This window comes from Paenibacillus radicibacter (assembly GCF_024721995.1).
Taxonomy (GTDB): domain Bacteria; phylum Bacillota; class Bacilli; order Paenibacillales; family NBRC-103111; genus Paenibacillus_AM; species Paenibacillus_AM radicibacter.
In genome coordinates, this window is record NZ_JANQBC010000003.1 from 171055 (window position 1) to 186890 (window position 15836).

General features: G+C 45.6%; 13 protein-coding genes. 3 read left to right on the forward strand and 10 right to left on the reverse strand.

Annotated elements, in window-relative coordinates:
• Window positions 1–89: 89 nt before the first annotated feature.
• The 3 genes from NV379_RS08560 to NV379_RS08570 form a co-directional block, all read right to left on the reverse strand.
• Window positions 90–1040, reverse strand: a complete 951-nt coding sequence (locus NV379_RS08560) for a prenyltransferase/squalene oxidase repeat-containing protein (protein WP_258206880.1) — start codon at window positions 1038–1040, stop codon at window positions 90–92.
• A 201-nt stretch (window positions 1041–1241) separates the two neighbouring features.
• The gene (hrpB, locus tag NV379_RS08565) at window positions 1242–3920 is read right to left on the reverse strand and encodes an ATP-dependent helicase HrpB (protein WP_258206881.1); all 2679 of its coding nucleotides are present in this window, start codon (window positions 3918–3920) and stop codon (window positions 1242–1244) included.
• Between the two features lie 106 nt (window positions 3921–4026).
• Window positions 4027–4299, reverse strand: coding sequence for a TFIIB-type zinc ribbon-containing protein (locus NV379_RS08570; RefSeq protein WP_258206882.1), 273 nt, complete (start codon window positions 4297–4299; stop codon window positions 4027–4029).
• 137 nt (window positions 4300–4436) lie between these two features.
• On the opposite strand from NV379_RS08570, the gene NV379_RS08575 reads away from it, so the two are divergent.
• From NV379_RS08575 to NV379_RS08585, 3 genes are all read left to right on the forward strand, one after another.
• Window positions 4437–5456: a PTS sugar transporter subunit IIC gene (locus tag NV379_RS08575; RefSeq protein ID WP_258206883.1), complete on the forward strand. Its 1020-nt coding sequence runs from the start codon at window positions 4437–4439 to the stop codon at window positions 5454–5456.
• Window positions 5457–5642: 186 nt separating this feature from the next.
• Window positions 5643–6980 (forward strand): TrkH family potassium uptake protein, encoded by a 1338-nt coding sequence (locus tag NV379_RS08580; RefSeq protein WP_258206884.1) that lies wholly within the window; start codon window positions 5643–5645, stop codon window positions 6978–6980.
• Between the two features lie 125 nt (window positions 6981–7105).
• Entirely contained in the window at window positions 7106–7780 is a 675-nt protein-coding gene (locus tag NV379_RS08585) for a hypothetical protein (protein WP_258206885.1), read from the forward strand.
• Window positions 7781–7855: 75 nt separating this feature from the next.
• On the opposite strand, the gene tkt is transcribed toward NV379_RS08585, so the two are convergent.
• From tkt to NV379_RS08620, 7 genes are all read right to left on the reverse strand, one after another.
• On the reverse strand, window positions 7856–9838 hold the full coding sequence (tkt, locus tag NV379_RS08590; protein WP_258206886.1) for a transketolase: 1983 nt from the start codon (window positions 9836–9838) through the stop codon (window positions 7856–7858).
• 69 nt (window positions 9839–9907) lie between these two features.
• Window positions 9908–10915 (reverse strand): LacI family DNA-binding transcriptional regulator, encoded by a 1008-nt coding sequence (locus NV379_RS08595; protein WP_258206887.1) that lies wholly within the window; start codon window positions 10913–10915, stop codon window positions 9908–9910.
• A gap of 249 nt (window positions 10916–11164) precedes the next feature.
• The gene (locus NV379_RS08600; RefSeq protein WP_258206888.1) at window positions 11165–11608 is read right to left on the reverse strand and encodes an acyl-CoA thioesterase; all 444 of its coding nucleotides are present in this window, start codon (window positions 11606–11608) and stop codon (window positions 11165–11167) included.
• A gap of 195 nt (window positions 11609–11803) precedes the next feature.
• The gene (gene nfsA / locus NV379_RS08605) at window positions 11804–12553 is read right to left on the reverse strand and encodes an oxygen-insensitive NADPH nitroreductase (RefSeq protein ID WP_258206889.1); all 750 of its coding nucleotides are present in this window, start codon (window positions 12551–12553) and stop codon (window positions 11804–11806) included.
• Between the two features lie 27 nt (window positions 12554–12580).
• The gene (locus NV379_RS08610) at window positions 12581–13240 is read right to left on the reverse strand and encodes a metallophosphoesterase family protein (protein WP_258206890.1); all 660 of its coding nucleotides are present in this window, start codon (window positions 13238–13240) and stop codon (window positions 12581–12583) included.
• Between the two features lie 14 nt (window positions 13241–13254).
• Complete coding sequence (locus NV379_RS08615; protein ID WP_258206891.1) at window positions 13255–14061, reverse strand: EcsC family protein; 807 nt, start codon at window positions 14059–14061, stop codon at window positions 13255–13257.
• Window positions 14062–14221: 160 nt separating this feature from the next.
• Complete coding sequence (locus NV379_RS08620) at window positions 14222–15793, reverse strand: diguanylate cyclase domain-containing protein (protein ID WP_258206892.1); 1572 nt, start codon at window positions 15791–15793, stop codon at window positions 14222–14224.
• Between the last annotated feature and the right edge of the window lie 43 nt (window positions 15794–15836).

The following is a 15836-nucleotide window of genomic DNA, read 5'->3' on the forward strand; positions in this document are numbered from 1 at the left end:
AGTAAAAATAAAGGCTAGAGCAGTCGGTTCATTTCTGATGCTCTAGCCTTTATTCATTTCTTCTAATCAATTAATCCGTGCAATCCGTACTAGGATTGCCCGTAATACCAATCTAACACCCGCAAAGCGCGCAGTGTATTCCAGCGACTATCCTCGCCCACCTCGGTCTCCATATCGAAGCTCACGCGATCTGGATGCGGGTTCTCAAGCGGCCAACGTCCGTGTTCATTCTGTTTAGCTGCTACGAACTGCACAGCCTCTTCGAGTCTTTCATCCGGCTTTACACCTGCGCTTCGCAAATAGTCCAAACCTCGAAGCAAATCATAATGCCAAGTAGGCGGGAAGGAGAAGTCCAACCATTCACGATCAAGGATTTCACCAGATGAAAGCGAACGAAGCATTCCTCGATTCAACATGTACGCATGGGCACGTTCGCGAGCTTCTGTCACTGCGGGCACAGGTCCCATTAACTTCTCATATTCGAGCAGTCCCTCCAGGACGCAAATTGTCGAGTGGAAGGAAGTTCGTAGGCTTTTTTTCGGTGCATCACAATTCCAACCCCCATCTGCAAGCTGCTCGCTTAGAAGGCGATTGACCAGGAGTTCACTACCTTCACCAAAGTAAGCGCCTGCTGTTAAGATCGCTCCATTGATACAAGGCTCCGTCTCCCCGTCGAAGAACTTATTTCCATCGAACTGCCACCATACAATTTCACGCACGAGACGAATCGCTTTGCGAGTTTCTTCCGAGGAAGGGTCCAAACCAATATCCTTCAAGACCATAAGCGTATAGACCGTGATCAGCCAGTTCCGTTCATCTGCTTCACCGCCCCAGTTCCCCTTAGCCCCTTGCTGCTGGAGAACCTGCGCCCCCCAGCCACTCGTTGCGGTTCGTGCACATTCTGCCGAGACATTTTCATCCGATTCCTTCATCAGATCACGCATGACTTGATAACGGATAGATGGGTCTGAGTCTAGAAGCCACTCCATAACGGATTCTCTCGGCTTCGTGTATTGCCACTTGGTAGGATTCACTTCCATAAACTATACCCCATTTTATTGGTAAAATATGTACATGTTATATTTTAGAATATTCACACTTGTTCGTACACTATTTTTATATATACGAGATGGATGGCAGTTCAGAGAGCAGTTGAGACAAAACCCGGTTCTTCTGTTCACCATTGTTTGCAGGCGTGTTCTCTCTTTATTCAATAAACACACTGCTCCATAATCCTTGTTCTATAGTTTCGGTCGAACCCGATTCGTTGGCATAGCAACTAACGGATCATCTGGCCAATAGTGCTTCGGATAACGTCCCTTCAAGTCTTTACGCACTTCAAAGTACGTCCCTCGCCAGAAGCTCGCTAGGTCTTGTGTCACTTGAACAGGTCGCTGAGCAGGCGATAAGAGATGTAGAGTTAACGGTACGCTGCCATTGGCAATACGAGGCGTATCGGTTAGACCGAACATCTCTTGCAAGCGAACAGCAAGGACAGGTACTTGCATATCGGTGTAATCAATCGGAATTCTTGATCCACTCGGAACGGTATAGTGCGTTGGCACTTCTTGATCGAGCAGGCGCTGCTGATCCCATGGAATTAACGTTTGCAGCACATCCATCATGTTTAGTCGCTGAAGATCACTGCGACTTTTCATACCAAATAGATGCGGCGCAAGCCACTCGTCAAGGGAAGCGAGTAGCGCTTCTTCTGATACATCCTGCCACGACGAATCATGCAACTGCATAAAACGAAGTCGATCCAAGTACTGACGTGAAGTACGATTCCACGGTAATATGCCTAATCCTTCTTCTGCGACTCCTTGCAACAATGCCTGAAGAATCTCATCCGCATCTGGATTTTGCAATTGTCCTTCCTGGAAGATGATCGCACCTAAACGTACTCTTTTGCGAGCACGAACAGCTTGTACCTCACGATCCCACAAGACGAGATTTTCGTGCTTAATCTGATCGGCAAAATGCTCCTCGAACAATTGCTGATCAATAGGCGCTGCTAGATGGATTCGACTCTGTGCACCTTGTTGATCCTCGATTTGAGCAACAGCAAGGTATGGCTCATTTGAGATCGTCTGCACTTGCGTCAGCACCGCTCCACGACCATTGCGAAGCAGATACCCTCCTCCACTTACTCTGCGTTGTGCAATTCGATCTGGATATGCGAACGCAACGAGCAGACCACATGGGTCTGAAATGACTGGAGTGCTGGTATTATCCGTAACACTAGATTGCAGCGCTGGCAGCATCCTTTTCCAATGATCCGCTTCGGTTCGTATTCTTTTACATGTGGCAGCATCAACTTCATATCCATGAACCAGATCTCCGCGTTCCGCCCGATCAAGAGCTTGTCGATCACGCAGGATATCGAGACGTACACGAAGATCACAAGAATCTGTATGACCATGTCCACCATGACTACGTCCACGCACAATATCCCGCTCCCCTAGCAGTGCAGCTAGTTCACAAGCGATTTCACCAAGGTTGAGCGGAATCGCACGCAGCATCATATGAGCAAGACGTGGATGAGTGCCCAAGCTTGCCATCTGTCTGCCATGTGCTGTCACACTTCCTTGCTCATCGAGTGCTCCAAGTTCCTGAAGCAATTCCTGTGCTTGCACATAAGCTGCTTCAGGAATCGGATCGAGCCACTGTAATTCGCTGGGATTCGATACCCCCCATAACGCCAATTCCAACGCTATTGGGGCAAGATCAGCTTCTAGTATTTCCGGAGTACGTCGCGAGGCTAGGTGACGATCTTCCTGCTCCGTCCATAATCGGTAACACACGCCTGATGCCCGACGACCTGCCCGACCTTGGCGCTGATCCGCAGATGCTCGCGCTACCTGTACCGTCTCCAGTCGCATCATACCTGTGCGTACCGAGAAGCGTGGTACACGCATCAAACCGCTATCGATGACGACTCGCACACCATCTACCGTTAGACTCGTCTCTGCAATGGAAGTTGCCAGCACTACTTTCCGCTCACCAGCAGGGCATCGTGCAATCGCTTGATCCTGCGCCTCTTGTGTCATATTTCCGTATAAAGGTGCAACTCGAATTCCTGAATCTAATCCGAGCTTATGCAAGCTTTGTTCTACACGCCGAATTTCACCCGCTCCTGGCAAGAACACAAGAACATCACCTTCATTTTCTCGCAAGGCAGACTGAACCGTACGTGCAACAAGTGAAACGAATGACTCCATCGCATCTCGTCTTGTTCCACCCTGTGCGAATTCTGCTCGCAACAAGCTAGTTGCACTAGAATAGCTACCAACTGATACGCTACTCCCAACACTCCCCGGCAATTGTTCCAAATACTTCGTTTCCACCGGATAAGCGCGTCCCTCGCTTGTTATAATCGGAGAACCACCCATGAGCGCAGCCACTGGCTCCGCTTCAATTGTTGCCGACATGACCAGCAGTCGCAGATCATCCCGCAGGACAGCCTGTGACTGTAAGCATAATGCCAATCCCAAGTCCGCATGTAAGTTGCGCTCATGATATTCATCGAATATAACAATGCCTACATCCTCAAGTGCAGGATCGTCTTGAATCATTCTTGTTAATACACCTTCTGTTATAACTTCAATTCGCGTGCGCGCACCTACTCTTGTATCCTGCTTCACGCGATAACCGATTGTCTCTCCAACTTGCTCACCTAGCGAAGTTGCCATAAACTTCGCAACTGAACGCGCTGCTAAGCGACGTGGTTCAAGCATAATAATCCGTTTGTTATCTAGCCACGGCTCCCCTAACAGTGCAATCGGCACTTGTGTCGACTTCCCCGCTCCTGGAGGTGCGACAAGCACTGCATGATTGTTTGTTCGCAAAGCATCTTGCAGCTGCGGCATAACAGCTTGAATGGGTAACTGCTCCACTTTCAATTTCCATTCCTCCACCATTGCTATATGTATTTATCGATCACTTTCCATATCTCTTATTGTAATCTCCCCCACGCATGAAAAAAAGACCAACCAAGCTTGATCCTGGTCGGTCCTTACGATTATATTAGAACAGGTCGAAAAGATCGAAACCGCTCTTTTTCTTTTTGTATCCATGTTTATCCTTATCGTAGTCATGGTCATGATCATGATCGTGGGATTTGTAATTCGGATTCGGTTTGTGAGTATCCCATTGATCGTGGCTTTCACTTCTCGCACGTAGCTTCTCAAGCTCTCCGCGATCCAGCCATATTCCTTTACACTCTGGGCATGTATCGATGCTTACTCCATCTTTCATCACTTCTCTCATGCGTACCCCATCACAAACTGGACAATTCATTAAATGACCTCCTTTATCCTACAAAGTTTGTTACGAGCATGTACGATTTACGTTTCACTTTAACTGCACATATTCATTATCATTTTGGGCAAAATTACCTATTATATTCCATTTACAGCAAAGGACTCTATCATTTTATGAAAAGTTACATTATGGATCGTATGTTTAAAGCTTCATCCGGAATTGCTTATGGCATTCTCGTCACACTAGGCATCGGATTACTCATTGAAAATTTAGGCGTGATTCTAGGATTACCCGCTCTTATTGCTATTGGTGCGACGACTAAATTACTGATGGCACCCGGCATCGGGGTGGGGATTGCATATATGCTAGGGGCAAATTCACTGACGATCTTCTCCGCAATGGCTGCATCCACGGTCGGTGCTGGCGCAATTAAGATGTCTCTGGACTTTGGTGGTTATCTCATCAAAACGGGTGAGCCGATCGGCGCACTACTAGCAGCCACACTTGCTACTTACATTGGGCGAAGGATCTCTGGACGGACACAGCTTGATATGATGATCGTGCCGCTGTTCTCGATATTGATCGCCGGGTTATTCGGACTATGGCTGTCTGCGCGAATTGCACCCCTGCTTGCTACTATCGGCAGCTGGATTACAGAAATTACGGCAGTGAGTCCCTTCTTATCTTCCATCGTCATTGCTGTTGTTTGGGGCATACTCATTCTATCACCTGCTTCTTCCACGGCCCTTGCAATTGCACTGCAACTATCGGGTGTAACAGCAGGCGCGGCGCTTGCAGGATGTGCGGCGCATTTCGTCGGACTTGCAGTCATCTCAGCTCGCGAGAACAATATGGGCGTTATTCTCGCTCAAGCGATCTGTACGCCAAAGATTCAACTCCCGAACATTACACGTAATATAATGATTGTTGTGCCTACACTAACCGCAAGTGCAGTGGCAGGTCCCGTCTCAACCTTCATTTTCGGTATCGAAATTGGCAAAGAGTATGCAGGACTTGGCATCAGCTCACTCGTTGCACCGATTCATCTCTTAACGAAATACAATCCGTCTCAGATCATTCCGGCGATGCTCGTCACTTATGTACTCATTCCAGCAGTTGTATCGTATGCAGTTTATTGGGTGCTTAGCAGAAGAGGTTTAATTCGTCCTGGTGACCTGAAAATCACGACCTAATCCCAATTATCTTTACATTCTGCTGTGAAGCTGAGATAATCAACTTTTTGGCAAGCATTGGTTAGTTATGAAGTAAAGATCATCATAGAATCAAATTCAAATGAAGTGGTATTTTTGATATGGAAAGGTGTTGGCTGCCCAACAGGAGCACGATATAGCGCATGGCCAACAAGGTGAATTTGCAAGATGTTTAAGAATAAGTATTTATCACAATCTCCACCTCGCATATTAGCAGTCGGGATTGCACTCATTATTATGCTCGGTACCGTCTTACTCAAGCTACCTTTTGCCACAAATAGCGGAGTGACGATTAATTGGGTGGATGCTTTCTTTACCGCAACATCGGCTACGTGTGTCACGGGTCTTGTAGTGATGGATACGGGAACGACGTTCTCGATATTCGGACAAGTCGTGATCATCAGTCTCGTGCAGATTGGCGGTCTCGGGTTCATGACGTTCTCGATGTTCTTCGCGCTCGTATTAAAGAGACGGATCTCCCTGCGCGAAAGACTCATTCTGCAAGCGGCGATGAATACTGACAGCTTAGAGGGCATCGTCCGACTCATTCGACGTGTATTGATCTACTCCCTCGTTATGGAAGGGGTAGCGGCTATTATATTCACGATTCGCTGGTCGATGGATATGCCGCTACATCGTGCGATTTACCAAAGTATTTTTCATGCGATATCGCTGTTCAATAATGGGGGCTTCGATCTATTCGGTGAGTTCACCAGCTTCCAGAAGTTCGCTAGCGACCCGCTCATTAATATTGTCTCGATGATTCTGGTTCTCTCAGGCGGACTTGGATTTATCGTATTGTCGGAAATTCTGGATTACAGGAAAACACGCCGATTATCCCTGCACTCCAAAGTCGTCATCTCGATGACGATCATTCTAACGCTGCTAGGGGCAATCGTGATCTTTATATTTGAATTTACGAATATACGCACGCTCGGATCGATGGATTTCATTACAAAGCTGTACTCGTCGTTCTTCCAATCGATCTCCGCGCGTTCCTCTGGAACGAGTACGGTCGGTGTTGAGGATTTGAGGCAAGCAACTCAATTCTTCCTCATTCTGCTGATGTTCATTGGTGCTTCACCAGGTTCAGCCGGCGGGGGAATTAAGACGACAACTTTCGCGATTATGCTTGGTGCCATTATTGCCATGTTACGGGGTAAAGAAGACGTTGTCCTATTCCGTCACCGCATTGCGAAAGATCTGATTCTTAAGGCACTTACAATCATCTTCATGGCATTGTTCATGGTCGTTGGCGTGTCGATGATTCTGTCACTAACCGAGGACAAGCAATTCATCATGGTGCTGTTCGAGACAACATCTGCAGTTGCAACTGTTGGTATGTCGATGGGGCTTACCCCTGAACTGAGTGATTTCGCCAAAATCGTCCTCTGTATGGTCATGTTCATCGGTCGACTCGGCCCGTTAACGCTCGCTTATGCGCTCGGTTCAAGAAAGAAGAAAGAACTGTACCGCTATCCAGAGGGAAAGATTATTATTGGATAAAATGTTCAAAGCCCTTGCTCTCCAATTGGAGGGTTCAAGGGCTTTTTCTAGTATAGGCAATATGCCAATTCGTCCTTTATAATGAAATGGTAATTACTTGAAAATATAGAATAGAGGGATTTGAAATGAAAAAAGGTTGGAAAGTCCTAATTACCACAGGTGCAGCATTCTTGATCGTTACGAGTACAGTTGCAGCTTCTTCACCGTTACCTCGTATTTTCTTCAACAACAATGAGTATGCAAGCAATTACTTTAATCTGGATATCGTGAATGATCGAGCGACGGTTTCTCTACGTACGCTCGTTGAGCATTTACAGGGAAAGGTTACGTATAAGGATGACTCGATTTATGTGGATATGCCTGAGGCATCCAAAGTGGCGATGCAATTGAAACGATTAGAAAGTGGTCTAGTAGCGGAAAAACCAGAGGTAGCAGTAGAAACTTGGATTCGTGGGGTTCAACGACGTAACGGTGCCATGCAGTATGCCGTTCTATCCCCGGCACTACGCGAGCAAACGAAAAAAGAATTCGAAGATTTTTTCTGGGTAACAGGCGGATCCAGTCCGCATATGGGTAAGGTGGAAAAGCTAAACTCGAAGGAGCTGTCTTCAGATCAAGTGCAAATTACGTTCGATTACCCTCTGATCGCAAGCGGGCAAACGTATGCTACAGGCAGCGCTTCAATCATCGTAGATCTTGTAAACAAGGATTACGATACTTGGGCAATCTCCAAGATTGAACTGAAGGACCCGGATGATACTGGAATAATGATTGGCGCAACGAAGATGGGATCGAAGTAAAAGAAATAGCCTCCACTCCGCAACAATTGCGGAATGGAGGCTATTTTTTATTTTACAATTAACATCGATAAGGGCTTATACCAAAGCTTTCACTTTGCTCACAACGTTCTCAACCGTAAATCCATATTGCTTAAGCAATACGCCTGCTGGAGCGGAAGCACCGAATGTGTCGATACCAAGCACGTCGCCATCTAGGCCAACGTATTTGTGCCAGCCAAGTGTTGCACCCATCTCAATTGCAAGACGTGCACGACAAGCGCGTGGAAGAACGGATTCTTTGTACTCAGCTGTTTGAGCTTCGAACAACTCTTGAGATGGCATACTGATGACACGAGCATCAATGCCTTCTACAAGAAGTGCTTCTTGTGCTTTCATTGCTAGGTTCACTTCGGAACCTGTTGCGATGAGGATCGCGTCTAGGCGTTCTTTTTCAGCACCAATGATGTAAGCACCTTTCTCTACAAGCTCTAGAGAGGATGTTGCCATCACATCAAGCGGTTGACGCGTAAGCACGATAGAAGTTGGAGTCTTGCTGGAAGATACCGCAAGTTTCCAAGCACCTTGTGTCTCACGAGCATCCGCAGGACGGATTACGTTCATGTTCGGAAGCGCACGAAGAGCTACCAATTGCTCAACCGGCTCATGCGTTGGACCATCTTCACCAACTGCGATACTATCGTGCGTTAACACGTAAGTAACAGGAACGTTCATCAAGGAAGATAGACGCATTGCTGCTTTCAAGTAATCGCTGAATACGAAGAATGTACTGCCGAATACGCGAAGACCTTTGTGTACAGCCATACCGTTCATGATTGCAGCCATTGCAAACTCACGCACACCGTATTGGATGTTGCGGTTAGCAGACTCAGCAGGCGTAAGTAAGCCTTCGCCTTTGATCATTGTCATGTTGGAGTGCGCAAGGTCAGCAGAACCGCCTAAGAAGTAGCTCAGGTTCTTCGCAATTGCATTAATCGCATCTTGACTGGAATTACGAGTTGCTTGCTGGTAGCCAGCTTCATGTGTTGGAAGTGCATCAAATGTATCAGCAGGAAGCTCGGAGTTAATTGCCATCATAAGCTCTTTGTACAGCTCCGGATGTGCAGCTTCGTATTGACCAATTAATCTGTCCCAAGCTTCCATTGCCGCTTGTCCACGATCAGCAACTGTTTCTTTGTAGTGTGTGTAAACTTCTTGTGGAACTTCGAATGGTGCATGTGTCCAGTTGTATGCCGCTTTCGTAAGTTCTGCTTCTGCTGCGCCAAGTGGTGCACCGTGAACAGAATTCGTACCTGCTTTACCTGGTGAACCATGACCGATGATTGTCTTCACTTCGATAAGTGTTGGACGATCTGTATCAAGCTTCGCCTCTGCAATCGCTGCGTTTAATGCTGCAACGTCTGTTCCATCCTCAACGAGGATCGTTTGCCAGCCGTATGCATCAAAGCGTTGACGTGTATTTTCCGAATATGCTTCAGAAAGGTCGCCATCTAGGCAAATGTCATTTGAATCATACATCACGATTAGCTTGCCTAACTTTTGGTGTCCTGCAAATGAACAAGCCTCAGCAGATACGCCTTCCATTAGATCGCCATCGCCACAAATTGCATATGTGTAATGATCCACAACAGCTAAGCTGTTACGGTTATATTTAGCAGCCAAGTGCTTTTCAGCAAGCGCCATACCAACTGCCATTGCTACCCCTTGTCCAAGCGGACCTGTTGTCGCATCTACACCAGCTGTGTGACCGAACTCTGGGTGACCTGGCGTCTTGGAGCCGTCTTGACGGAAGTTCTTAATATCATCAATGGAAAGATCAAACCCAGACAGGTGAAGCAGTCCGTATAGAAGCATGGAACCATGTCCTGCAGATAGTACAAAACGGTCGCGGTTAAACCACTGTGGTGCTTGTGGGTTCACTTGAAGATGCTTCGTCCATAGCGTATACGCCATTGGTGCAGCTCCCATTACGATACCCGGGTGACCGGATTTAGACTTTTCAATTGCATCGATACCAAGTGTACGAATGCTATTAATGGATTGTGTAATAACTGAATTCATATTATTCCCTGCCTTTCGAATAATGAATAATAAAAGTATATCTCACCATATTAGCACTGCCAGGTTCAATTATCGAGGGCTTGATGTGCTATTACGGATGATGAGTTCAACATCAAGTACTTCTGTGCTTGGCATGTACAATTTATTTTGCAAAATATAGATTAGGTTTGCTGCTGCACGCCTACCAATCTCATAGATCGGTTGTCTGACTGTGGTCAACTTCGGAGTTAGGTAATGAGCAAACGAAATATCGTCAAATCCAACGACAGATATATCCTCCGGGATACGTTTACCTAATTGGATCGCCGCCTCATAAACCCCAATTGCCATGAGATCATTCGTTGCAAAAATAGCGGTTACAATTTGCTCTTCAATAAGCTTTATCGCCGCCTGACAACCGCCTTCAATCGTTAACTCTCCAGAGACAACAAACTTCTCCTCATAGGGAACACCATACTGCGCAAGAGCATCCTTATAGCCATGCAAACGCTCATCAATATTACACAGTCCTGTACTTTCTACCAAGCAGCCAATCTTACGATGACCTAACTCTAGCAAGTGTTGCGCTGCCAAGAAACCGCCCTTACGATCATCTACGATAATGCCGTTATTAAGAGGTTCTGACGCATGACGGTCGAGCAATACGAAAGCAACACCCTGTTCTTTCAAATACGAGTAATAATCCTGCGTAACCGTATTCGTTGAGGATAAGATGACCCCTTCTACACGCTGTTCTTTTAGAACGCGAATATATTGCTTTTCCTTGTCGATGTCATTGTAGGAGTTGCACAGGAAAACGTTATAACCATGCTCACTCAAACCATCTTCGACACCTTTGGTAATCTCAGCAAAAAATTGATTCGTGATATTAGGCACAAGGAGTCCTATCGTTCGCGTCTTACTCGTAATAAGTCCCCTAGCAAGTGCATTCGGACGATAATTATGCTCCTCAATAATGGATCGCACACGCTTAATCGTCTCTTCGCCAATGTTGTGGCACTTGTTATTCAGAATCAAAGATACTGTCGTAATCGATACATTAGCTATCTTCGCAATATCTTTAATGGTAATGCTCAACGAACTCACTTCCTCATTATTTGAGCATGTAGTAAAACGTTTTACTATAATAGTATAAATGTTTTTTGGATGTAAAATCAACACCCGTGTCATTCACTCTTAGTTGGGATTAGTAGAAACTACTGGATTAATAGGAGCTACTGGAATAGGCATTACGGGGTATAGGTGAAAAAGCCCGATGACCAGTACACCTACAGATATCGTAGATTCCATGATCATCGAGCCATTAGACGGTTAAATTCTTCTTACTTATCCTAAATAGTGTGTAAACTGCTCCCGTATCTGCTGTGGTACGAGGGCTTTTTGTTTTGTATGTTTATCGAGCAGGACGATTGTACCCGCACCTGTAGCTACGATCCGATTATCTCGGGTCGAGCTTATGTAATATTCCAAGTCGAACGAAGAGGTTCCGATTCTCGCAATCCGTACACCGACTTTTAGTGTTTCTGGATAAAAAGCCTCCGCATGATAGTGACACCAAATATCTGCCGTAACAGCTAACAAGTCATCACCCATCACCTCAAGGAACTGCCAGTACTCGGTTCTTGCTTGCTCAAAATACACGAGATAGCTCGTGTTATTTACATGACCTGACATGTCCGTTTCACTATAACGAATTTTAATCTCTGTATGAAAAGAAAACTTCCCCAGCCACTCTTCCATATTCGGCTGAATATACGTTGGTTTTGCCATGCGATCCTCTCCCTAGGGGAGCATGCCCAAAAAGTTAGATCATTTCATAGAAAAAAACACTTCCGGTCGCTGTTGAAATCGTGAAAGTTTTGATTAGATAAGGTGGTAATTTCACGATTTCAAAGGCGAACACTTCGTTCCTACAGTTGCTTTTTTCTCTTGCATGTAACTTTTTGAACAAGCTCTTTGAATAGCTTATCTCTTGTTCCATCCCTGCTCTTCCAAGTGCGATTTCATATACATACGCGACTGCTTGGATAGCATATTCGCCATCTGGCTCGTCCAAGTATCACTGCGTTTACCGCCAGCACGCTCTGTGTAGTAGTCTTGAATCGTCTTGTTGTATTCGGCAAGTTGCTCTTTTGTACGCCATTCATCTTGCTCATATTCTTCTTCATGGTATACATGTGCTAGCGGCAGACGAGGCTTCTGACTCGATTCTTGCAGCGGATAACCCATCGTTATCGCAAATAGTGGAATGACACGTGCAGGGGTCTTAAGCACCTGTGACACCTCATCCAGCTTGTTGCGCAAGCCCCCAATATAACAAATTCCAAGTCCCATCGATTCTGCCGCAATAACCGCATTCTGTGCAGCAAGTGTCGCATCAATGAGCGCTACCATAAATTTCTCGGTACTCTCAAGTGATGGGAGCACATCAACCTCTTCCATCTGACCAATTAGCTCATGACGGTGCAAATCTGCACAGAAAACAAACAAATGCCCATTACGTGCGACATAAGACTGATCACCACAAAGTTCTGCTAGCCGTTTCTTCTTCTCTTTATCTTTAATCCCAATAATCGAATAAGCTTGAATAAAGCTCGATGTAGAAGCAGCCTGCGCCGCTTGTACGATTGTGTGTATTTGCTCATCTGTTAAGAGGCGATCTTCAAACTGGCGAATGGAGCGATGATTCATAATCGTTTCAATAACTGGATTCATCTATTCGTCCTCCTTATGTGTATGCATTCATGAAGTAACATCGACTTCTTCAGTCGGTTGATAGACTAATTGTAACACTTCACCTTGTAAGCTTACGCGAATCGCACTGAGTCCATTCGGCTTATACACTCCTGTATCAATGTTCCACGTATGCGAGCTCTCATCGTACTCGGGTTTCCCCGACTTGCAAGGCGTATGCCCAATAATCTGCAGCTTACCAATATCCTTAAGTGGCGTGCGATTCCACAGTACGCCAACTTCACTGTCTTCTAGGAGTGGATTGTGAGCAGCAAGCGACACTCCCGCATGGCTGATGAACACATGATCATTTTCCCAAACTAAAGACAGTGCTTCAACCCAACTCGTAACAGTCTCATATTCCATATTCACCTGTGCAAGCTGATCCAAAGTGTCTTGACCACACTGCCTTAGCCAATTATCGTTGGGTCCACGCAAGACATGTTCGATCCATTCAAACTCATGATTCCCTTTAAGGAATACAACTTGCTCACCGTACTGCTCCTTTAGCTCTCTTGCATATTGCAGCGTTCGGGGCACAAAGTTGCCCCGATCAATCAAGTCACCTAGTTGAACCAATACCTCCTGCTCAGGATTCCAATTGGCTTCAACAAGTTCCCGGAATGTATGATAGCAACCGTGTACATCACCCACGACAAGGACATTCATGATGGTTTACCTCATCACTTCTCTATTGTCTCTAACATCATCTTAATTCTCCGCTTGCGATACAGCATCCTACCCACTTCAGCTACGTCTTCGATTGTTGATTTATTGATGAAAGCACCGAACACCATACCTGCGATCGGCACCATCTGGAATATCTTCTTCCAACCGAAATTATCCATGTACAGAAGGACGGTCTCCTTCCAGCCTTGGAGCTGCGAAGCGACTTGTCTACGATGTTCTTCATCTCCGAACGAAGCCAGGTCGTCCAAGATCGCCTTCTTGCCAACAATATCGGATGAGGAGAATTGCATGCATTTAACAATGAATATACGCTCAGCCGGGTCATTTGGGTCGAATCCATAACAGATCGCCATCTCCTGCAGCACTTTAAGAGAGAGACCAAGTACAGCAGGAATATCGATCGCTAGGGTAAAGATTCCACCAAACCCTGTAGTCGCACCCTGCATAAAAGCAAACTTCGAACGTGACTTACTCAAATCATCTGCAACGGTATCTCGCACGGCGAGCGGCAATTCCACATCCGCGTCCACCTCTTCTTGAGATACATCTGCTTGCTTCGCTAGTTTCTTGCGAATGTCTTTCGGTTGAATCAAGTATTGTCCACCTGTCTGTATATAGCTGCCTACTTCATCAATCACTTGTCCAATCTTATCCTGCATAAACTTCGGTGTGAGTTTATCTAATATTGCAAAAGGCAGTCGCCCTAACTTCTCCCAGAACCACAGTGAGCGTTGATCCTTCTCCCAAGCATCAATCTCAGCTAATGCCACTAATAATTGTTCTTTTTCTTCAAACTTCATCTACAATTCCCCATCCTTATTATCTAATAAATCTAAAGATAACAATTACTCCCTCACTACTATGTACGAGATAATTATGAATCGGTAACAATAACCTCCCCGCTATACATACAAATAGCCCCGAACCTCGTCACTTGCGAAGTCGGGGCATACCCTTTCACTATGCCATATGGTAACCGTTCTTACCACTTTTTTTCACTTGATACATGGCCGAATCCGCTTGAATCATCAATTGATCTACCGTATCCGCACTATCCGGATATAGACTGATCCCGATGGATGCACCCACTTGGCAGGTGTGTTCCCCAATTTGAATTGGTCTTATCATTTCATCGAGAAAATTTCTTGCAACATGTTGAATATGATGTTCACTGGTCACTTGAATGATCACGGTAAACTCATCCCCACCAATTCGCGCAACAATATCAGAATCTGTCACACACCGCTGCAGTCGCTTACCTACCCGCTGTAATAACATGTCACCAATATCATGACCATACATGTCATTCACCTGCTTAAATCCATCCAAATCTAAGAACATCACACCTAGCGTCTGCTTCGTCTTCTTCGCCACATCCAGCATCTCGTGTAGTCGCGTCTGGAACAACATCCGATTCGGCAAGCCAGTTAAATAATCATACTGCGCCATCTGCATGAGTTCTAATTTACGTTCTTTCTTGCGGATCACATTCATACTTGCTAGCCAGGATATCACAAGAATGAGTACAAAGACGACTGCAAACATCCAGATATACTTCTCAATCTCTTTCACTTTGTAACTTTGAATCACCGACTGTGGAATATGCGAGATCACTTTCCACGAATAATCGGTCGTCACGAACTGTACATGCACACCATCCATCTCATAAGGTTCTAGAAAAGGAATAATGGTGTCGTAAGTAAACAAGCCACTCTCCGTAACGAACTGCCCTTTCGTTAGAGTCGAAATTCGACCCCATTCATCCGGATACATTTTGGCATAAGTCAGATGAAGACGATCCGGATACATAAATCCCCAATCCAGATCAGCATCGTTACTCGCCATCCAATACCCATCGTTATTCACAAGTTCTGCAGTACCGTATTCGTCAATAGTGGCCATTTTGAAATACTCAAGCAATTTATTGCCCAAATAATTAACGACCAAGATCCCTCGCTTAGTCCCATCTTGATCGTAAATCGGAGTTCCCATCCGTATCGTTGGCTTAATCGGCGTTTCAATCACGTTATTCTCTTTGTTCAGATCAAATGGAGCAATATATAACTCACCTTTATTCAAAGCTAATGTATGTAAAAAATAGTACGTATCCGCTTGATCCTGAAGCCGATCCGGCGCGACAATGACCGGATTTCCTCCATTATTGTTCACTCGGGTGTGCTCAAAACCCTGCATGTCCAAAATATGGATCTGATCATAGAAAGCCTTCCGTCTAGAGAAATCCTTATACTCCTGCGCAAGTTGCTCGGATTCACTCTTGCCATGATGTGTCGCTAGATCAGAGAGAAACAAGACATCTGTCTTCCTTGCACTCAAATTCCGATACAGCGAACCGACCCCATTCATCACTTTATTTAACTCTTTCTTCCCAATCGCCTCCATAAACCGCGCTGATTCCCAGTTATACGCAGAGAATAAGATGATACCGCCTATTAAGAGCAAAGGGAAGAAAAACAAGCCAAAATATTTGAACCCTCCTCCGCGAAAATACTCGGTTGTTGGACTAGCTCGCATCGACTAACACTCACTTTCTTAGTATTCATAGACACACATCCCC